This is a genomic window from Prosthecobacter sp., assembly GCF_044373815.1.
In the GTDB taxonomy this organism is placed as follows: Bacteria; Verrucomicrobiota; Verrucomicrobiia; order Verrucomicrobiales; family Verrucomicrobiaceae; genus Prosthecobacter.
In genome coordinates this window covers 1-16,593 of the sequence record NZ_JBIPNG010000099.1, presented here as the reverse complement: position 1 = coordinate 16,593, position 16,593 = coordinate 1, and the positions used below count along the sequence as shown (strand labels likewise).

Genomic DNA, 16,593 nt, shown 5'->3' with positions numbered 1-16,593 from the left:
AAGTTCTGCAAATCGAACTTCCTCTCCTTCACTCGCATGCAGGAATGGCGTGATGTCTGGAAGCAGCTCTGCGATTCCTTCAGCGACGATCTGCGTCAGCAAACGCCACCTGCAACCGACGACGCCATCCATCGCAGCATCCTCGCCGCGCAGCTTGGCCACGTCGCCATGAAGGAGGAGCGCAATCTCTACAAGGCTGCGGGCAATCGCGAAGTGTCCGTCTTCCCCGGCTCCAATCTCTACGAACGTCGCGAAAAAAACGGCAAGGGCAAACCCGGTCAGGACAAAGGCCGCCAGCCGCCATGGATCGTCGCCGGCGAGATCGTGCAGACCTCGCAGCTCTTTGCACGCACGCTCGCCAAAGTTGATCCGAACTGGATCGCCGAACTCGGCGCGCATCTCTGCCAGTTCAAATACAGCGAGCCGCATTGGAATCTCAAAGCCGGGCGTGTTCTCGTCACTCAGCGTGTGCTCATTCACGGCCTGGAGGTGAAGCGCCAGCACATCGACTTCCTCAAGGTCGATGCCGTCGGTGCCACGCAGATGTTCATCCGCGCCGCGCTCATCGACAGCCAGGAGGTGCCCATCACCCTGCGCTTCTACGCGCACAACAACAAGCTGCGCCAGAAGATCGAAACGATGCTCACCCGCGTGCGCAGCAATCGTGTCTACGCCATCGAGGAGCGCCTGTTCAATTTCTATGACGCGCGCATCAAAAACGTCTCGTCCATTCACGACCTCAACCGGTTCGTCAAAGAGCACATCGACGAGCAGCCCAACTTCCTCTGCGCCACCGAACAGGAACTCACCGCCGGTGAAGAGTTCGAGGCCGATCTACAGATGTTCCCGGATCAGGTCGCCCTCGGCAACACCGCGCTGCCTCTCACCTACAACTACCAGCCCGGCGAAGAAAACGATGGCGTCACCGTGCGCGTGCCCGCGCAGCTCGCCGGACATCTCACCAGCGGCCAGATTCAGTGGATGGTCCCCGGCATTCGCGAAGAACTCGCCAACGTCATGCTGCGCGCGCTGCCAAAAGTCATTCGCCGCCAGTTGATGCCCATTGATCCCAAGGCCCGCGAAATCGCCGCCGACTTTGACCCGGGCCGCGAAGCCTTCCTCGACGCGCTCGCCGATTTCATCACGCGCCGCTATCGCATCCAGGTGCGCGCTGAAGACTGGCCTCCGCAAAGTCTGCCCGCGCATTTGCAGCCGCGCGTCGAAGTGCTCGATCCCAAGAAGAACACCGTCATCGCCTCCAGCCGCGATCTCGACACCATCCGTGGCAGCATGCAGAAGCAGGACCTGCGCTCTGATGCCTGGGATAAACTGCTGCCACGCGTCGAACGCTTCGCACTCAAATCTTGGTCCTTTGGCGACCTGCCCGAAACCATCGTCGTCGAAGAACTTAACGGCACACCCATCCTCGGTTACCTCGGCCTCGTCCTGCGCGAGAACGAGATCGATGTCCGCCTCTTCCGCACTTCCGCCGAAGCCGCACGCACCACTCCCGCCGCTGTTCGTCAGCTCGCTGAAAACACCTTGAGCAAAGACCTCGCGTGGCTCCCCAAAGAACTCCGCACTATCACTGGCCCCAGCGCCAAACCGCAGCAAGCCGCCAGCTTCCAGGCCGCACTCACCCAGCTCAACGCCCCCACTGCAACACCCGCATCCAATCTCTCCCAGCAGGCCCACGAGCACATCCTCGCCTACATGCTGCGCCTGCAGCCCACCTTCCCGCTCACCGAGAAACGTTTCTTCGCCCTCTGCGAAACCGTTCGCCGCGATCTCCCCGCCGCCACCCATCGTGTGAAGACGCTCTTCACGCAGATCCACGACCTGCGCGCCAAACTCCTCGCGCAGCCCAAGCGCTACCCCGGTCTCGAACAAGATCTCGCCCGCCTCATTCCCGCCGATCTCCTCGCCACCACACCGCACGAGCAGCTTCAGCATCTCCCGCGTTATTTAAAAGCCATCCAGATCCGCAACGAGCGCTGCCTCGCCAATCCCGCCAAGGACATCGAGAAATACAACCTCATCGCCGACTTCGACGGCTGGCAGTCCCACGTGCCCAAATCCCAACACGAAACCTTCCGCTGGATGATGGAAGAATACCGCGTCCAAGTCTTCGCCCAAGAACTCGGCACCGCCCAGCCCGTGAGCGTGAAGCGCCTGCAGGCCATGTGGGTGTAGCGTTTACGCGCCGCGCTTCCTCACCTCTTTGCAACGGCGGTCATAAGTCTTCACATCCCCCGAATCAGAGACCGTAAAGTTGCCACCCGACACACTGCGAACCGTGACACCGATGGCGCTCAGGCTGCCTAGCCGTTCACAGTCCTGGTCATAGGTGCGGATCCACCCGCCTTCCACCGTGACAAAGAAGTCGGAGGTATATCCAGCCAGCTCCACCCGGTTGTTTGGCATGCGGCCGACACACCGGCTGTCTTCGTCATACACCCAGATTTGGGATTCTTTGTTTTCGATGTTTGAAATGGCCATGGGATGCGGCCAACCAAGCACGGGCCCACCGTTCAGAGAAGAACAAACTGGCTTTTCATGACGTTGGTATGCCGATGAAACTCGCCCTTCTGTTTACCGCACTGGTATCCGCCTCCCTTCACGCCGCACCGGCCCTGATCCTCCACCACGGTAAGGTCATCACCGTTGATAAGAACTTTCGCATTGCCGAGGCCATCGCCATTGAAGCGGATGGGCGCATCTCCGCTGTTGGAACGAACGATGAAGTTCTCGCAACGAAAGGAGCAGATAGCCAGATGGTTGACCTCGGTGGCAAAGCCGTGCTCCCCGGCCTCATGGACTCTCATGTCCACCCCGGCGCGGCGATGACGGAATTCGATCACGAAATTCCCACCATGGAAACCATCGCCGACGTGCTCGCCTACCTGAGTGATCGCGTCAAAGTCTCCAAGCCGGGAGATCTCATCAGCGTCCGCCAGATCTTCATCACACGCCTCGAAGAGAAACGCTATCCCACTCGCGCGGAGCTGGACCACATCGCACCCAACAACCCCGTCGTCTTTTCCACCGGACCGGATTCGATGCTCAACAGCCTCGCTCTCAAGCTCGGCGGTTACAGCCGTGACTACAAGGTGCCGGCAGGCAGCGCCGGCAAAATGGAGGTGGATGCCAATGGAGAACCCACCGGCCTTCTCCGCAGTCTCAGCCACAACGTCAAAGCGCCTACATCGGCCAAATCAGCCACAGCAGAGGACACCTATCGCCGCACCGTCGAGTTGTTCCATGACTACAACGCCGTCGGCCTCACCACCGTGGCGGACCGCGATTCCAGCCTCAAGCAGTGTGAGCTTTATCAAAAGATGCACACCAAAGGCGATCTCACCGTGCGCATGCGCCCCTCTCCCGGCATTCCCAGCATGAGCCTCTGGCCCGCCTGCGAAAAAGCCATCGATGAAGTCATCCAACATCCGCTGACGAAAGAAGACCCCATGCTGCAAATCATCGGTACCAAAGTCTATCTCGACGGCGGCATGCTCACCGGCAGCGCCTGGATGATCGAACCCTGGGGCATCAGCGAGGCCTACGGCATCAACGATCCTCAATATCGCGGCGTGCAAAAAATCACGCCTGAACGCCTCAAACAGCTCGTCGAAAAAGTCACCGCAGCCGGTCTGCAATTCACCGCGCACAGCGTCGGCGATGCCGCTGTGCAGCTCCTCATTGATACCTACGAGGCCGTGGATGGCCAAAATCCAGGAAGCGTCCGCGCCGCACGCAGCAGCGTCACCCACTGCAACTTCATGCACCCTGACTCCATCGCCAAGGCCGCCAAACTCGGCGTGTGCATCGATCTCCAGCCCATCTGGCTCCACATGGACGGCCGCACCCTCACCGGCCACTTCGGCGAAGCACGCATGCAGCGCTTCCAACCCCTGCGCGCCTGCTTCGATCAAAAAGTCATCGCCGGCGGTGGCAGCGATCATATGCAGAAGATCGGCTCCTTTCGCAGCATCAATCCCTACAACCCATGGCTTGGCATTTGGACCTCCATCACCCGCAAAGCCCGCAAACTCGACAAGCCTGTGCACATCGAAAACGCACTCACACGCGAAGAAGCCCTGCGCCTCTACACCAGCAACAACGCCTTCCTCCTCAAGGCCGAGAAAAACACCGGCAGCCTCGAACCCGGCAAGCTCGCCGACATCATCCTCGTGGACCGCGACCCACTGACCTGCCCCATCGACGACCTCATCCAAACCCAGGTCCTCAAAACATGGCTCGGCGGCAAAGTCGTCTTCGAGAAAAAGTGACCAGATCCCGAAGGGATCAAAGAAGGTAGCCAGGGGTAAATTCGCGAAGCGAGTGCCACCCCTGGACCCCATGCAAGGTTGTGCCCTTCCTAAGGGCGCATGCCGAAGGTATGCGAGAAACAATCTTCGTCCCAGCAATCACGCCACTACCTCAATCCGGCTTGTCCCGCCCGCCCCACGAACCACGCGCACCTGTGTGGTGAGCCGGTCCTTGAGCAGTTCGACGTGCGAGATCAAACCAATCGTCTTCCCTCGCGATCGCAGATTCTCCAGCGCACTCAGCGCCACCTCCAGCGTCTCGGAATCCAATGTGCCAAAACCTTCGTCAATGAAGAGCGAATCAATGGGGTGATGCCGGCTCGCCAGCTCGCTCAGCCCCAGCGCCAGGGCCAGACTTGCCAGGAAACTCTCGCCTCCAGACAGGCTCTCCATCGGCCGGTCCACGTTCGCCTGATACAGATCCACGATGCGCAGATCCAGTTCATCGCCCTCGGCCGCCATGAGGCGGTAGCGCTCCGCCAGCGATTTCAAATGCTCGTTCGCCAGACCGATAAGCTGCCTCAGTGTCAGCGACTGCGCGAACCGAGAAAACTTCGCGCCATCTGCTGAGCCGATCAGCTCCTTTAGCCGTCCCCAGCGCAGCGCCTCTGCCTCCGCCGCCTGCAGTTCAGCACCACCAGACTCACGCCTCTTCCGTGCTTCATCATCATTGCGGATCTGCTCCCCTAGCGAGCCAAGTTCCGTGCGCTTGATTGCAAACGCATCGTTCAATAGTTTCGCGTTAGCATCCAGTTCGCTCAAGGCCTTCTCATCCAGCACGCTTTGCCCTGCAAACGGCTGCCGGCGCACTTCAAGCTGTTCCAGCTTTGCCATTGCTGCTGCGCTCTGCGTTTGCAGCGCGTTCAGCCTTGCCTCCGCCTCATGCCAGCCTTTCTCCGCCGTCGTGACACGGCCCTCATGCTGTTGACGATCTTCGCCGAGCGTCCTGCCACCGAGCAGTTCATTCAACTGCGCCTTCAACGCATCCGCCTTCGTTCGCAGTGTCACGCCTTCGGCTTTCAACTCATCGAGGCGCTTCGTCTTCGCCGCCTGCTCCTGCTGCGCGAGCTGGATGTCGCTTTCAATCTTTTGCCGCTCGCTGCCCTTCTGCACCGACTCATCACGTTTCTTCACAAACAACGCGGCACGCTGCTCCAGCACACCGATTTCACGCTCAGCCTCCTGAGGTGAGGCCGGGCCGTTCGGTTGCGCACCAACGAGACTGCTCTGAACCACGCCGCGCTTTTGCATTTCTTCAGCGCTCCACTGTTCCAGCACTCCATCAGTCGGCGCTTCCAGCTCATTCACACGCTTCTTGATCTCCGCGATGCGCTTGTTCTCCGCCACCACCTCCGCCTCGTTTTTCGCCAGCTCACGCTCCAGCATCACGAGCTCACGATTCGTTTTCTCATGCTGCTGTTCGAGGCCCTTGAGCAGCTTCCGTGCAGCTTGAAGCTGCGATTCAAAATTCGTTTCCGCCTTCGCAAACGGATGCTCCAGCGCCCCGCAAAGCGGGCACTCTTCGCCTGGTTTCAAATCCTGCCGATGCTCGTCAAAACCCGCCACCTGCTCGGCATGCCTTGTCAGCTCTCGCTGCGCTTCGAGGGCTTTTGCGAGCCGCTCCATCTCCGCACGATCCTTTTTCGCCTTTGCAGCCCCTTCCGTGCCTTGTTTGACCAAAGCCGCCGCCGCCGACTCCGCTTTGCCAAGGTTCTGCTGGAGCGCCAGCGCCTCCGCATGGCGCTTCCGGCTTTCCGCGAGTTTTTCAAACACACCACGCCATTCGCGCACAGCCACACGCAGCTTAGGCAAAGTTTCTCCGAGTTCTGCATCACTCACGTTTTTCTTGAGCCACGCTTCAAGAGCCTGCGTCTCATCAGCATGTGCCGCCAGCGCCTTCTCGGCAGCTTCGCGTCGCTCCGCCGTCCCCTTTTGTTCCTTCGCCCACGTTTGATACATCGCCCGGCTCTCGCCGAGCTGCTTTTCAAACTGCTCGCTCTGCGCTGCCATGCCCGCGGCCTGCTCCCACACCGGCTCGCGTTTCGCGCGTTGTTGCTTCGCCTCTTCAGCTGCGGCCTTGGTTTTGGAAACCTCAGTACTCAGTTCCGCCTGCAATTGCTGCAGAGCATGATGCGATGCAGTGAGCTTCGCGATCTCAGCCACGATGCCTGCATGCTCGCGCTGGTCCCGCAGTTGCTGTGCAGCAGCCAGGCTCTCGGCTTGGAGTCGGGCAGCATTGGTTTGAACCTCAGCGAGGCTTCCTTGTAGACTCGACCGGCCTGCATCGTCCAGCACCGTCACCGCACCGAGGCGCTCCTTCAACGTGCGTGCGGCTTCATCCTTCGCCTTGTGCGTTTCAAAGGCCAGCACCGACAGATCGCTGTAAATCTCGGTGCCAGTGATCTTCTCCAGCAGCTCCGCACGCTCGTTCGGCTTTGCTTTCAGAAACGCCGCAAACTGCCCCTGCGCCAGCAGCACCGAGCGCAGGAAGCGCTGTGCATCAAGTCCGGTGAGGGATTCGATCATCGTGTCCATCTCGCGGCCTTTTTCGGCTAGGATTGCGAGTGTGGTGGCATCGGACAGCGTCCGCTGCACGGGCCTCAAATTGCCCCCCTTCGTCTTTCCCAAGCGCCACGTCGCGCGGAGCTTGTGACCGCTGGTCTCGAAGTCCACCTCGGCAAAACACTCCGCCGTGTGCCGACTCATCATCTCATCCGCCCGGTCATTGCCATAACGTGCCGCCCTGCCATACAGCGCCAGCGTCATCGCATCCAGCAAAGTCGATTTCCCCGCACCCGTCGGCCCCGTGATCAAAAACACCCCCGCCGCGCTCAACGGCACCGCATCAAACCGCACCTCATGCGTTCCGCTGAGTGAGTTAAGGTTTTGAAGTCTTACGGCGAGGATGCGCATGCGATTGGGTTTAATAGATGCTTGTTATCGGATTCGTCTTCACGGCGCGGTTGAACGTTTTTGCAGCTGAGCTAAGATCTGTTCTTCCAAATGCGTGCCCGTCTTTATCATCTCTTTGCGCATCTGCTCAATGAGATCGAGTGCGTCTTCTGGAGCGTTTTCTAAAGCTTGTTCGAATTCTTTGAGTAGCTCATTGTCACCAGTGAGTGCTTCTTTGCGTTCCGCCGCAGTGTTTTGTTTTTGAAGGGCATGCTTTTTTGTATAAAGTGCTACATCTATTGTTCCTAATATGCTCATAACAGCTGCTGTGAAGTGAGCGCGTGGCCGTGCGGTGGCATCATGCCAGGTGTGTGTCAGCTGACTTGCTCTAGAAGCAATTTTATTGGAATTAAAATCAATCGGTGTTGGATCATGGCCAAAGTCATTTCTGATTTTCCGAATTAAATGAAGATCACGATGTTCTTCTTTACTCAGCAAGCCAAGAAGATACCCCAAATCGATGCGAGCTGAGAATGTTCCAAGGGCCTTTGAAGGTTCGATGAATTCATCAGCAACTTTGGCATCGTTTACAAAGACTGCTTTTAGCAGTTTACCAAGTTGAACATCTAAATAGGACCCTGCCATGAGAGCGCATGCACGATCTGACTCACTAGTTAAAAGAGTCCTGAAATTCAGAGCCTCGGTAACAAGGTGTTTGTTTAGCATATTGATTCGTTTGTTTTCGCTAGATTGATTATGAAAGGTAGCTTCTAAAGGTCGGCAGCTATTTCGACCATCAGCCTGCTATCTTTCCTCCCGCATCGCCAGCAGTTCATCAAACACCGCACGCAACTCCTCACCCTCAATCTGCTTTTCCTTCAGCAGTTCGCGGAAAACCTCACGGGGCTGGAGTTCGCTGAGGGCAGGGCCGGTATGCTCCCAGGTGGTGGCCACACTCTGGGGCAGGTCCGCGAGCACTTTCAAAACTTCAAATCGACCGCCTGCGGCTTCGCGGATCTGACGATCAAGATCGGCTTCTGGAGCGTCAAGCTTCACCGTGACCTCTGCCCAGCTTGCAGCGGCAACCTTTTCCAAATCAGCAGCCAGAGTGGCACGGCTGACACTGACACGGGTCAGCAGCCGAGTGGCAGGGATCGGAAGCGTCTCGATTTTCATCCCCTCGGTATCGAGCACAACGACCGATTTTTGATCCGAAGCCTCGGAGAAACTGAGCGCCACGGGTGACCCGCTGTATCGCACATTTTCAAGCCCAGCGACTCTCTGCGGTTTATGCAAGTGCCCCAATGCGGTATATCCAAAGCCCTCAAACACATCCGCACCTACGGCGCCTAGATTGCCGATGTGGATGTCGCGTTCGCTGTCACTGGTGGTCGCGCCGAGCACCGTGAGATGTCCCATCGCGATGATGGGGCGCTTGCCCGCCAGCACGCGGCAGGCACAGAGTTGCGCGGTATAGTGATCACGAATCGCGGCACGGACCTGGCTTTGCACATCCGTCATCGCTTCACCCACGGCGGCCTGCCGCAGATCGCGTTCACGCAGGAATGGAACGGCAGCGACGACGGCCTCTCCAAGATCAACGACGTTCTCACCCGCATGGCCAAACACATGCACCTCAAAGCGCTTCAGCAACTCACGCGGTGCATTGAGATGCGAAGCGGAGTCGTGATTGCCGCCGGTGATGACGGCCTTCACGGTACGCAAATCGGCGAGGCGTTTGAGGAAGTCGAAATACAAGGCCACCGCATCCTGCGGCGGATTTGCAGCATCAAAGACATCCCCGCTCAGCAGCAGCGTGTCGATCTTCTCGGTGCGCAGTGTTTCGATCAGCCAGTCCAAAAAGGCGGCATGCTCCGGCAGGCGGTCACGCTCGACGAGTCGGGCGCCGAGATGCCAGTCAGCGGTGTGGAGGATGCGCATGCAGTTGAATAGAAAGGGCGCTTGCTCCTGCAAGTACCGTCATCAACAAGAGAGCGTTCAGCTCACTGACATGCCCGCAGCAGGGCTCAGTTCCGATTCAAGAGTTTCCGCACTTCATCTTCAGAGTAAGCGCTCTTTTTGCCTTCACCCCGGTCATTGTAGTTTTCGATGATCTTCGGCGCCTTGCCGAAGCTTTTGGAGCGCGTCAGGGCGGATCCGGTTTTGAATTGATTGTCTGCCCCGCCGAACAGGCTGTCGCCTTCGCGGGCCTGCTGGTTGCCAAAGCGGGACTCGCCGGCTTTGAAGCCGTTATTCTTGCTGAGAGCCTGCTTGTCTCCCAGCGCGTAGGTCATGTCGAAGTTCTTTGACTTTGATTTGCCATACACGCTTTGACCTGTCTTGAACTCCTTCTGCCCAGAATACGAGTTGCTTCCGTTGAAGCTTTTGGAGTTATGCATCTGCTTTTGAAAATGAGATCCCGCGCTGCTATTCGCCAGCTTTGGATCGCTCATGTATTTCTCATACTTGCTGCGCTTGGACATATCCATCCCCGAAGTGGTGCGTGTTTGCAGCGATTGTTCAGATGGATCCACCTTCTTTTTCTTTTTCGTGCTGGTGCACTGGCACAGGACAACGCCTGCGATGAGGCAGATCAGAAGTCGCATGGTTGCATTCATGGCTGGGTCGTGGTTTTGGCGGTCGTCTGCCGGGAAAGGAACAGGATTTCCTGCTGCACACCTCCCGGCAGGCGGAACTTTGGCAGCTCCGTTTCGATGTTCGTTAGTCTGCCCCAGCTTTGGTAGAGTTCAAAGATCAGTTTTGCCGACTCGGCCGGCATGGTCCAGTTCATGCGCATGAGAAAAATCTCCGCCGCTTCCAATTCCTTCTGACGAATCAGGAAGCGCACCTGCGCGGCAAACAGCTCCGGCTGCAGCGCGGCGGTGTCTTCAAGGCGCTGCAGCGCCGCCCCCAGCAGTTCATGTGCGAGCCCTGCATGGCCGGTGTCTTCAAAGGCCTGTGCCCACTGGATTGTCTGCGCGCCGCCGGGGAAAGTCAGTCGGAGTGTCTCACCGAAAAGTTCCTGCACCGCTGTTTCATCATGCAGGGCATGCGCCACACGCACGGCCAGCGGCAGCTTGCGTCCCTGCTCGCGGAATGTCGGAATGCCGGCCACGATCTCGCAGGCGTCCCAGGCCCAGGCCGCACGGCCTGCCTTGAGCATTTCTTCTGCGGCCAGTTCGATGCAGATCCGGTCTTTTTCCTCCACCTTCTGCCAGGCGCTGATGAAGTCCTCATGCGCTTCCTGCGGCAGTCCCGCCGTGAAAGCGCTCAATGCCAGCGCAGCAAGCGGCCGGTCCGTGCCCGCCCGCGCCTCGGTGCGCAGCATCGCAGCCCAGCCTGCGGCCTGTTTGCCTGCGGCCAGCCCTTTGAGCCAGCCGTGCATGTCCTTGAGCGTATCTTGATCCCGGGTCGTCGTGCGGAACAGCGCGGCGATCTGCGCCCGCCCGCGTTCGGGTGCCCAGTCAGCCGCTGCTGCCAGCACCTTAAGCTGTTCCAGTCGCAGTGTGAAACGCTCATGGTCACCCTTGATCGTACGGTCCGCCTGTGTGAGCAGGTTCAGCGCCTCGGCTGCACGGTCATGGGTGCGCAGCCCTGCGGCCAGCGCCACCACGCAGGGCAGGGATTTGCGTTCGACACACAGCGTCATCAGATCGCGCACATCATCCCAGGCAGCCGCAGCGGTGGCGATCTGGCAGCGCAGTTTCAGCAGGTCCTGCGCCACAGGGTCCAGCGGCTCGGCGAGAGGCACCTCACGCAGCAGCTTCAGAGCGGCCTGGGGTTGTGCGAGTCGCTGCAGAATCTGACCACGATGCAAACTGGCCTCGATGTCGAGGTCCGTGCCTGCCTGATCATTCGCCACATAGCAGGCGTGCAGACGATCCCATGCGGAGAGCGCCGCCTGATCGTTCTGCATGCGTTCCTGCAGCAGGCCGAGTTCACGCAGGTAGGAAACCTCATGCGGGCGGCGGCGTTCGAGCACCTGGGTAAACTGCTCGCGAAAACCCTGGCGGCGCAGTTCATCCACGTTGAAATTGCGTGCGAGGAACAGCGCATGCTTTTCGCGCAGGGTGTCATCACCCGGTTGCGGTGGCTTGAGCGGGGGCTCGGCCAGCAGCAGCTTCAATGAAAAGCTCAGCCCCGGTTCGATCTCCATCGACGTTTCACACACGCGCAGCAGCCACAGCGCATAGTCGGGATTCGAAGGCGCGCGGTCTGGCAGCATGCTGTAAATGTCGATGGCCTCACGCACAAAGCCTGCGCTTTCCAAACGGCTGCCGAGGTTGCCGAGTGTATCCACCGAGTGCTCCGTGCGAAGATCGACCGCTGCCAGGTGTTCGCGGATCAGTCGCCGCCGCGTGGGGTAGTCCACGGCACGCAGCCTGCCCAGCAGGTCATTGATACGCCATTCGCCAAATTCCGAATCCGAGCGTGGGCCCAGCATCGTCGCCCCGTAGTGCTTGGCCAGGGCGGCGTTCGCGTCTTTAACCACACCCCCTATGCCCTGCTGCACCAGCAGCGCTTCGATCTCCCGCGTTTCCTCCCACAGGCTGCGCAGATGTGGAGGTTCTTCATAGCGTGACGATCCTTGAAGTTGCAGGCTGCCTTTGGAATCCATCATATCACGCTGGGCGATAAACGGCCCGGACAGAAACCGGCCCAGTGATTCGCCACCGGTTTGATCCGCACCAGACAAACCCGCCACCGCCGCCTTGCGAATGGCCGTCAGCGCCGAGGGCTGGGTGCGTTGCAGCCTGCGCCAGGCACCCTGCAGCGCCTCCCCGCGTTGCTGCTCAGAGCTGGTCATGCGGCTCAGTGAAGACAGGCTCAGCAAAAAGGGATCGTAGGTGGTTCGGTAGTTTTCTGCGGCCACCGGCCCGCGCACCGCCACATCGAGGTACTGCCGTGCCAGTTCCCAGCGCTCCGCGCTTTCCGCGATGCGTGCGAGGAACAGCGAGTAGTCCATTTCCATCTCCGGTGAATTGATCGGCAGGCTGGAACCGAGCGCCAGCGCTTCGTCATATCGCTGCTTGTCCTGCAGCTTGCGGGTCAGTTCCAAGATGGCTGCGTTGCGCAGCACCCGGCAGGTGCCCAATTGCGCGAGACTGCTGGGACGGAAGCGGAAACTGTTCACATCCACCAGCATCGAGACGCAGGCCTGCAGCAGGCTGGCCCGTGCCTTCAGCACTTCAGGCGACCAGCCTTTCTCTCTGGCCCAGCGCACCGCCTCATCCATCCCATGGCTGTGAAGCATCAGCCAGAGCATCGCAAACTGCGCCTCCAGTGTGGTGGTGTCCGGCAGCACCTTCTTCAGCACCACGCGAAACTCCGCGCCTGCACCCGCATAAAACAGCGCCCAGAGTTTCTCCACTTCGTTCCCTTGTGCCCCTGAGCTCCATTGTTGGATCCACTCGTTCAGCTTCTCCCCACCATGGGTGTTGCGCAGCTTTGCCAGTTCTTCAATCGCCCGCAGTCGCACCAGGGCCGCGTCCTCAGGAAGTTCAGCAAACTCCGCCCTTGGCTGTCCAAGGAAAGCCCGCAGCGTGTCCAGCTCCTTGCGCTCCAGACCCGGTGCGAGATCCAGCAACGATACAATATCTCCTGTCGTTACACCTCCGCTCGTGCGCCGCGTGTCCGTCAACGGCAGCGGCGCGCGAACACCATTGGTTGGATAGTTCAGCACTTTGACAGATGTGGCCAGTACCGCCTGCAGCTGCTTCTCCGCCTCCGTTTCATCGGCAAATCGCAGGCACTTCAGGGCCAGGCGCAACCGCGCACGGCCATCCCAGGAGCGCACCTGGATCATCTGCTCATAGACCCTTCGTTCCGCTTCATCCTGCCCCGAGCTTTGATAATATTTAGCCAGTTCTTCCAGCGCTGTCGCATCTTGAGCAAACCGGCTCTCAAGTCGCCGTCTCACGCGATCCGCCTCGGTGATTTGAAATGTCTGTTCCAGCAGTTCCACCAGCCGCCGCGACTCCGCCGCAATTTCCTTCGGCGGAGCCACTGCCGCGATCTGTTTCTGGAAATAAATCGCCGACTTCAGGTCCGCCACCTTCAGCGCTGCATCGCGCAGTTGATCGAGCGAAAACGGTGTGTCCGGCGCGGTGTAATACGCCTGCTTCATGCTCGCGAACGCCTTCACATGATCGCCACCGCGCTCATACACCTGCGCCAGCGCTTCATGATAAAATCCGTCAAACGGATGCCGCTGCACTCGCTCCAAGAGTGCGTGCTCCAGCAACTTCAGGCGGTCGCGCATCACACTCGGTGCCAGTTCACCGCCGCTTGCGTCAGAAAAAGTCAGCCGGTCAATGCAGCGGCGCAGCACTTCGCGTCGGCGTTTCACATCGGTCTCACGTTCCAAAATCTGCGCCTGCACTTCCACGTGATCCGTGATGCGATGCTGCCGCAGCAGAATGTCCGCATAATTTTCCAGCAACGGGATGGCCGCCGGGCCTTCGATCCGCTTCACGGCCTGCTTCCACAACGCCAGCGCATCATCCGCACGGCGTTGCAGGAAATAAATCTGGGACAGCGCCGAGAGCAGCTGCCCTGCGTCTGGAAACTCACGATACATGCGTTCCAGCAGCTTTGCCGCAGCCACGCCCGGTGGCGGCAGGGGATTGTCGCTCTTCCATCCGGGGCTGCTTGTCTCCGAGTCCCCCCGCCGCTCCGACTCCATCAGCAATTCCGCCAGCCGCAGCGTGTACCGCACGCGTCCTGCAGCATCCAGGTCAGAGAGCCGCCGCAGCTGCCGCTCCATGAGCGCATAGTTTTCATCCTCTTGGGCCAGATCTAGTTTCAGCTGCTCCAGCACCAGTGAGGCTGGCTGTTTTTTCTCCGTCACCGGATCAAATTCCAAAGCATTCAACAATTGGTACGCATCCTCGAACTGGCTCGTTCGCACTGCCCACCAACAACCGCGAAACCTCGTGGCTTGAGCGTCTTTGGATTTGAGATCAACTTTCCTGGCGCTGGAAATGACTGTTTGTGCGAACTCAAGTACCCGCTCCGGCAGCTTTTCACGTTTTGTGCCTTCGGTGTCCTCGCTTGCGAAGCCCGTGCCGGTAAATGCATCGGGCAGCTTGAACTCGCCGTTCGTCGCCGGCTTGACCGCCGCCTTCGTGTCGCCCATCAGGATCGAGAGCATGCGCTCATCCACATCCACGCGCTCCTCGTCCGTCGTGCTGGCATGCCAGGCCTTTTCAATCCATTCCGCAGCCTCGTCATTCTCGCCTTGTTCAGCGAGCAATTCCGCCAAATGCAGCCAGGTGCCACGGCTTGCACCAGGTTTCGAAACTGCTTCACGTGCCAGGATGATGGCACTGTCGAGGTTGTTGCTTGCCGCCAGAAAGGTTGAGGCGTCACTCAGCCGTTTCTGCCGTTCCTCCGGAGTGGCCGCACCGTCGGTAAATCCATGCAGCAGTTTGTCCTCCGCCACCACATCACGGCGTGCACGGAAAAACCCCGCCAGATCAAAGACCGCCTCTGCTTTCTGCGGATCGCGTTCCACGCGTGAGCGGAGGATTTTTTCAATGACGGCGTCGAGCGCACGGGTTTGAGCAAAACTCAAAACCTGCTTTTCCACGTCGGTCGAGCTTTGCATTTCCAGCAGCTTCAGGAGGCGCTCTTTTGCGCTGTTTGCATCTCCATTGCGCAAATCTGCCTCGCAACGCAATAGCACAATGGCTGTCAGGTCACTGCCGTCGTTTTTAATCCGCTCATCGAGTAGTTTTGCAGCCTCGGCTGCCCCTTCGTGATCGAGCAGGGTTCGTACGAGCTGCCAGCGGTAATCTTCCACTTGGGGAACTGCCTGGACCAAGGCGCGCAGCCAGCGCACCTGCTCATCGGGTTCGACGGTCAGTTCGAAGAAACGGGAGGCATCCAGAAGCGTCTGTTCTGAAGGGGGGGAGGCCTTGGCGGCTTCCACCAAGGTCTTGCGGAGATCCTCCAAGGTTCCAAAGCGTTCATGCAGGCGCACTCGCCTGCGGAAAAAGTCAAAATAACGACCGTCACGGAAATGCAGCAGGGCCAGCCCGTCGGTGAGCGCTTTGTCGGCTTTTGCGAACTGATCGGCGTGTTCGTAGATGCGCGCCAGGTCATAGAGGGCATCGAGTTTGCGCTGGGGGTCTTTTTGATCGGCGAGCTTGGAGAAGAAATTCGCTGCACGTTCTGGAAATCCGGCCTGCAAAAGCAGCTGTGCCACCTGGCGGGCGAGGTCGATGTCCTGCGGCTTTTGCAGCGCGGCGCGCTCATATGCGTCGGCTGCCTCTGCATTTCTTCCACTTGCCATGGCAAGCCCCCCCAGTTCGATCCACATCTGGGGGGCCTGGGGATCATCGGCTGGGGTGAGTTCGGCGGCTTTTTTGATCAGGGTGAAAGCCGTGGCGGGGTCGGACAGTTCGCGGGCTACTTCGGCGCGTGATTTTAGCAGGATGAGGTTCTTTGGCGCAGCCTTGAGCAGATCGTCGTAAAGTTGTGCAGCGCGTTTCAGGTCGCCGCTGCGGCGGATGAGGTGGGCTTCGACGATTTTGACGGCTTCAAACTTGGACTTCTCGGCCTGCTGGGAGACGTTTTCGACGAGGAGCTTGGTTGCGTCGTGTTTCTCATAAAGGGCCCAAAGGAGGTCCAGGACGCGTCCATATTCCGGCTGTTGCACCAGAAGTGACAGATATTCATTGGCTAGCTTCGTTTCGCGCTCAGCCCAGGGTTTTGAGGTGGTTTGTGCGTTGATTTTCAACGCCAAAGCGAGGGCCAGCGCCCCTGCAAGGTGCCTGAATTTCCGGAACTGACGCGGCATCAACTTCACGGGTTGATCATAGATGGCTTTGCGGGCTGCGCCAAGCTGCAAGACGTTGCGTTGAGTTACTTCAGGAGCTTGGCGAGGTCGGGGGCTGCTTTGTGGAGTTCTTCGGCGATGATGGCGGCGATGACTTGGGCACCGTGGTCGTTGAGGTGGGTGCGATCGGTGGTTTTGGCGTCGGTGGGGGGGCGGACAACTGGGGGGTTGAATGTGTCGGATTCCGCAAGTCCGAGCTTGTTGTGCAGGTTTACGCTGCGCGTGAAGAGGTCGACGAGGGGGACCTGCTGTTCGGTGGCGACTTTGGTGGCGGCGTCGGCCCAGGGTTTGAGTTCGCCGCGAATTTTGTCCTTGTCGAAAACGCGGCGGGCGAGGGAGGTGACGAGGATGGGTTTGGCGCCGATGGCGCGGGCTTCTTCGATGAAGCGGGTGAGGTTCTGCGGGAAGGTGGTGGCGGGGTCGGTTTCGCGTTTGGGGCCTTTGCCGGGCATGTCGTTGTGGCCGAACTGGATGAGGATGTAGGCGGGTTTGGAGTCGAGGACTTTTTTCCAGTTGCCGGTGTCGCGGAAG

General features: G+C 59.3%; 9 protein-coding genes. 2 read left to right on the top strand and 7 right to left on the bottom strand.

The window, feature by feature from the left end:
* A partial coding sequence (locus tag ACIREA_RS10750; RefSeq protein WP_397382270.1) for a DUF3418 domain-containing protein occupies nucleotides 1-2,193 on the top strand: 2,193 nt, incomplete at its 5' end.
* A gap of 3 nt (nucleotides 2,194-2,196) precedes the next feature.
* Here the strand turns inward: ACIREA_RS10750 and ACIREA_RS10745 are convergent.
* Nucleotides 2,197-2,499: a hypothetical protein gene (locus ACIREA_RS10745; RefSeq protein WP_397382269.1), complete on the bottom strand. Its 303-nt coding sequence runs from the start codon at nucleotides 2,497-2,499 to the stop codon at nucleotides 2,197-2,199.
* Nucleotides 2,500-2,573: 74 nt separating this feature from the next.
* Between ACIREA_RS10745 and ACIREA_RS10740 the strand changes: the two genes are divergently transcribed.
* On the top strand, nucleotides 2,574-4,289 hold the full coding sequence (locus ACIREA_RS10740; protein ID WP_397382268.1) for an amidohydrolase: 1,716 nt from the start codon (nucleotides 2,574-2,576) through the stop codon (nucleotides 4,287-4,289).
* 138 nt (nucleotides 4,290-4,427) lie between these two features.
* Here the strand turns inward: ACIREA_RS10740 and ACIREA_RS10735 are convergent, their stop codons facing one another.
* From ACIREA_RS10735 to ACIREA_RS10710, 6 genes are all read right to left on the bottom strand, one after another.
* The gene (locus ACIREA_RS10735) at nucleotides 4,428-7,241 is read right to left on the bottom strand and encodes an AAA family ATPase (protein WP_397382267.1); all 2,814 of its coding nucleotides are present in this window, start codon (nucleotides 7,239-7,241) and stop codon (nucleotides 4,428-4,430) included.
* Nucleotides 7,242-7,280: 39 nt separating this feature from the next.
* Nucleotides 7,281-7,865, bottom strand: a complete 585-nt coding sequence (locus tag ACIREA_RS10730) for an MltR family transcriptional regulator (protein WP_397382266.1) — start codon at nucleotides 7,863-7,865, stop codon at nucleotides 7,281-7,283.
* Between the two features lie 159 nt (nucleotides 7,866-8,024).
* Complete coding sequence (locus tag ACIREA_RS10725; RefSeq protein WP_397382265.1) at nucleotides 8,025-9,161, bottom strand: exonuclease SbcCD subunit D C-terminal domain-containing protein; 1,137 nt, start codon at nucleotides 9,159-9,161, stop codon at nucleotides 8,025-8,027.
* An 86-nt stretch (nucleotides 9,162-9,247) separates the two neighbouring features.
* A complete protein-coding gene (locus ACIREA_RS10720) occupies nucleotides 9,248-9,826 on the bottom strand; it encodes a hypothetical protein (RefSeq protein ID WP_397382264.1) in 579 nt (192 codons plus the stop codon).
* A gap of 8 nt (nucleotides 9,827-9,834) precedes the next feature.
* Complete coding sequence (locus ACIREA_RS10715; RefSeq protein WP_397382263.1) at nucleotides 9,835-15,963, bottom strand: tetratricopeptide repeat protein; 6,129 nt, start codon at nucleotides 15,961-15,963, stop codon at nucleotides 9,835-9,837.
* A gap of 125 nt (nucleotides 15,964-16,088) precedes the next feature.
* Nucleotides 16,089-16,593 (bottom strand): GDSL-type esterase/lipase family protein (locus tag ACIREA_RS10710; RefSeq protein WP_397382262.1); only part of this gene is annotated, 505 nt, incomplete at its 5' end.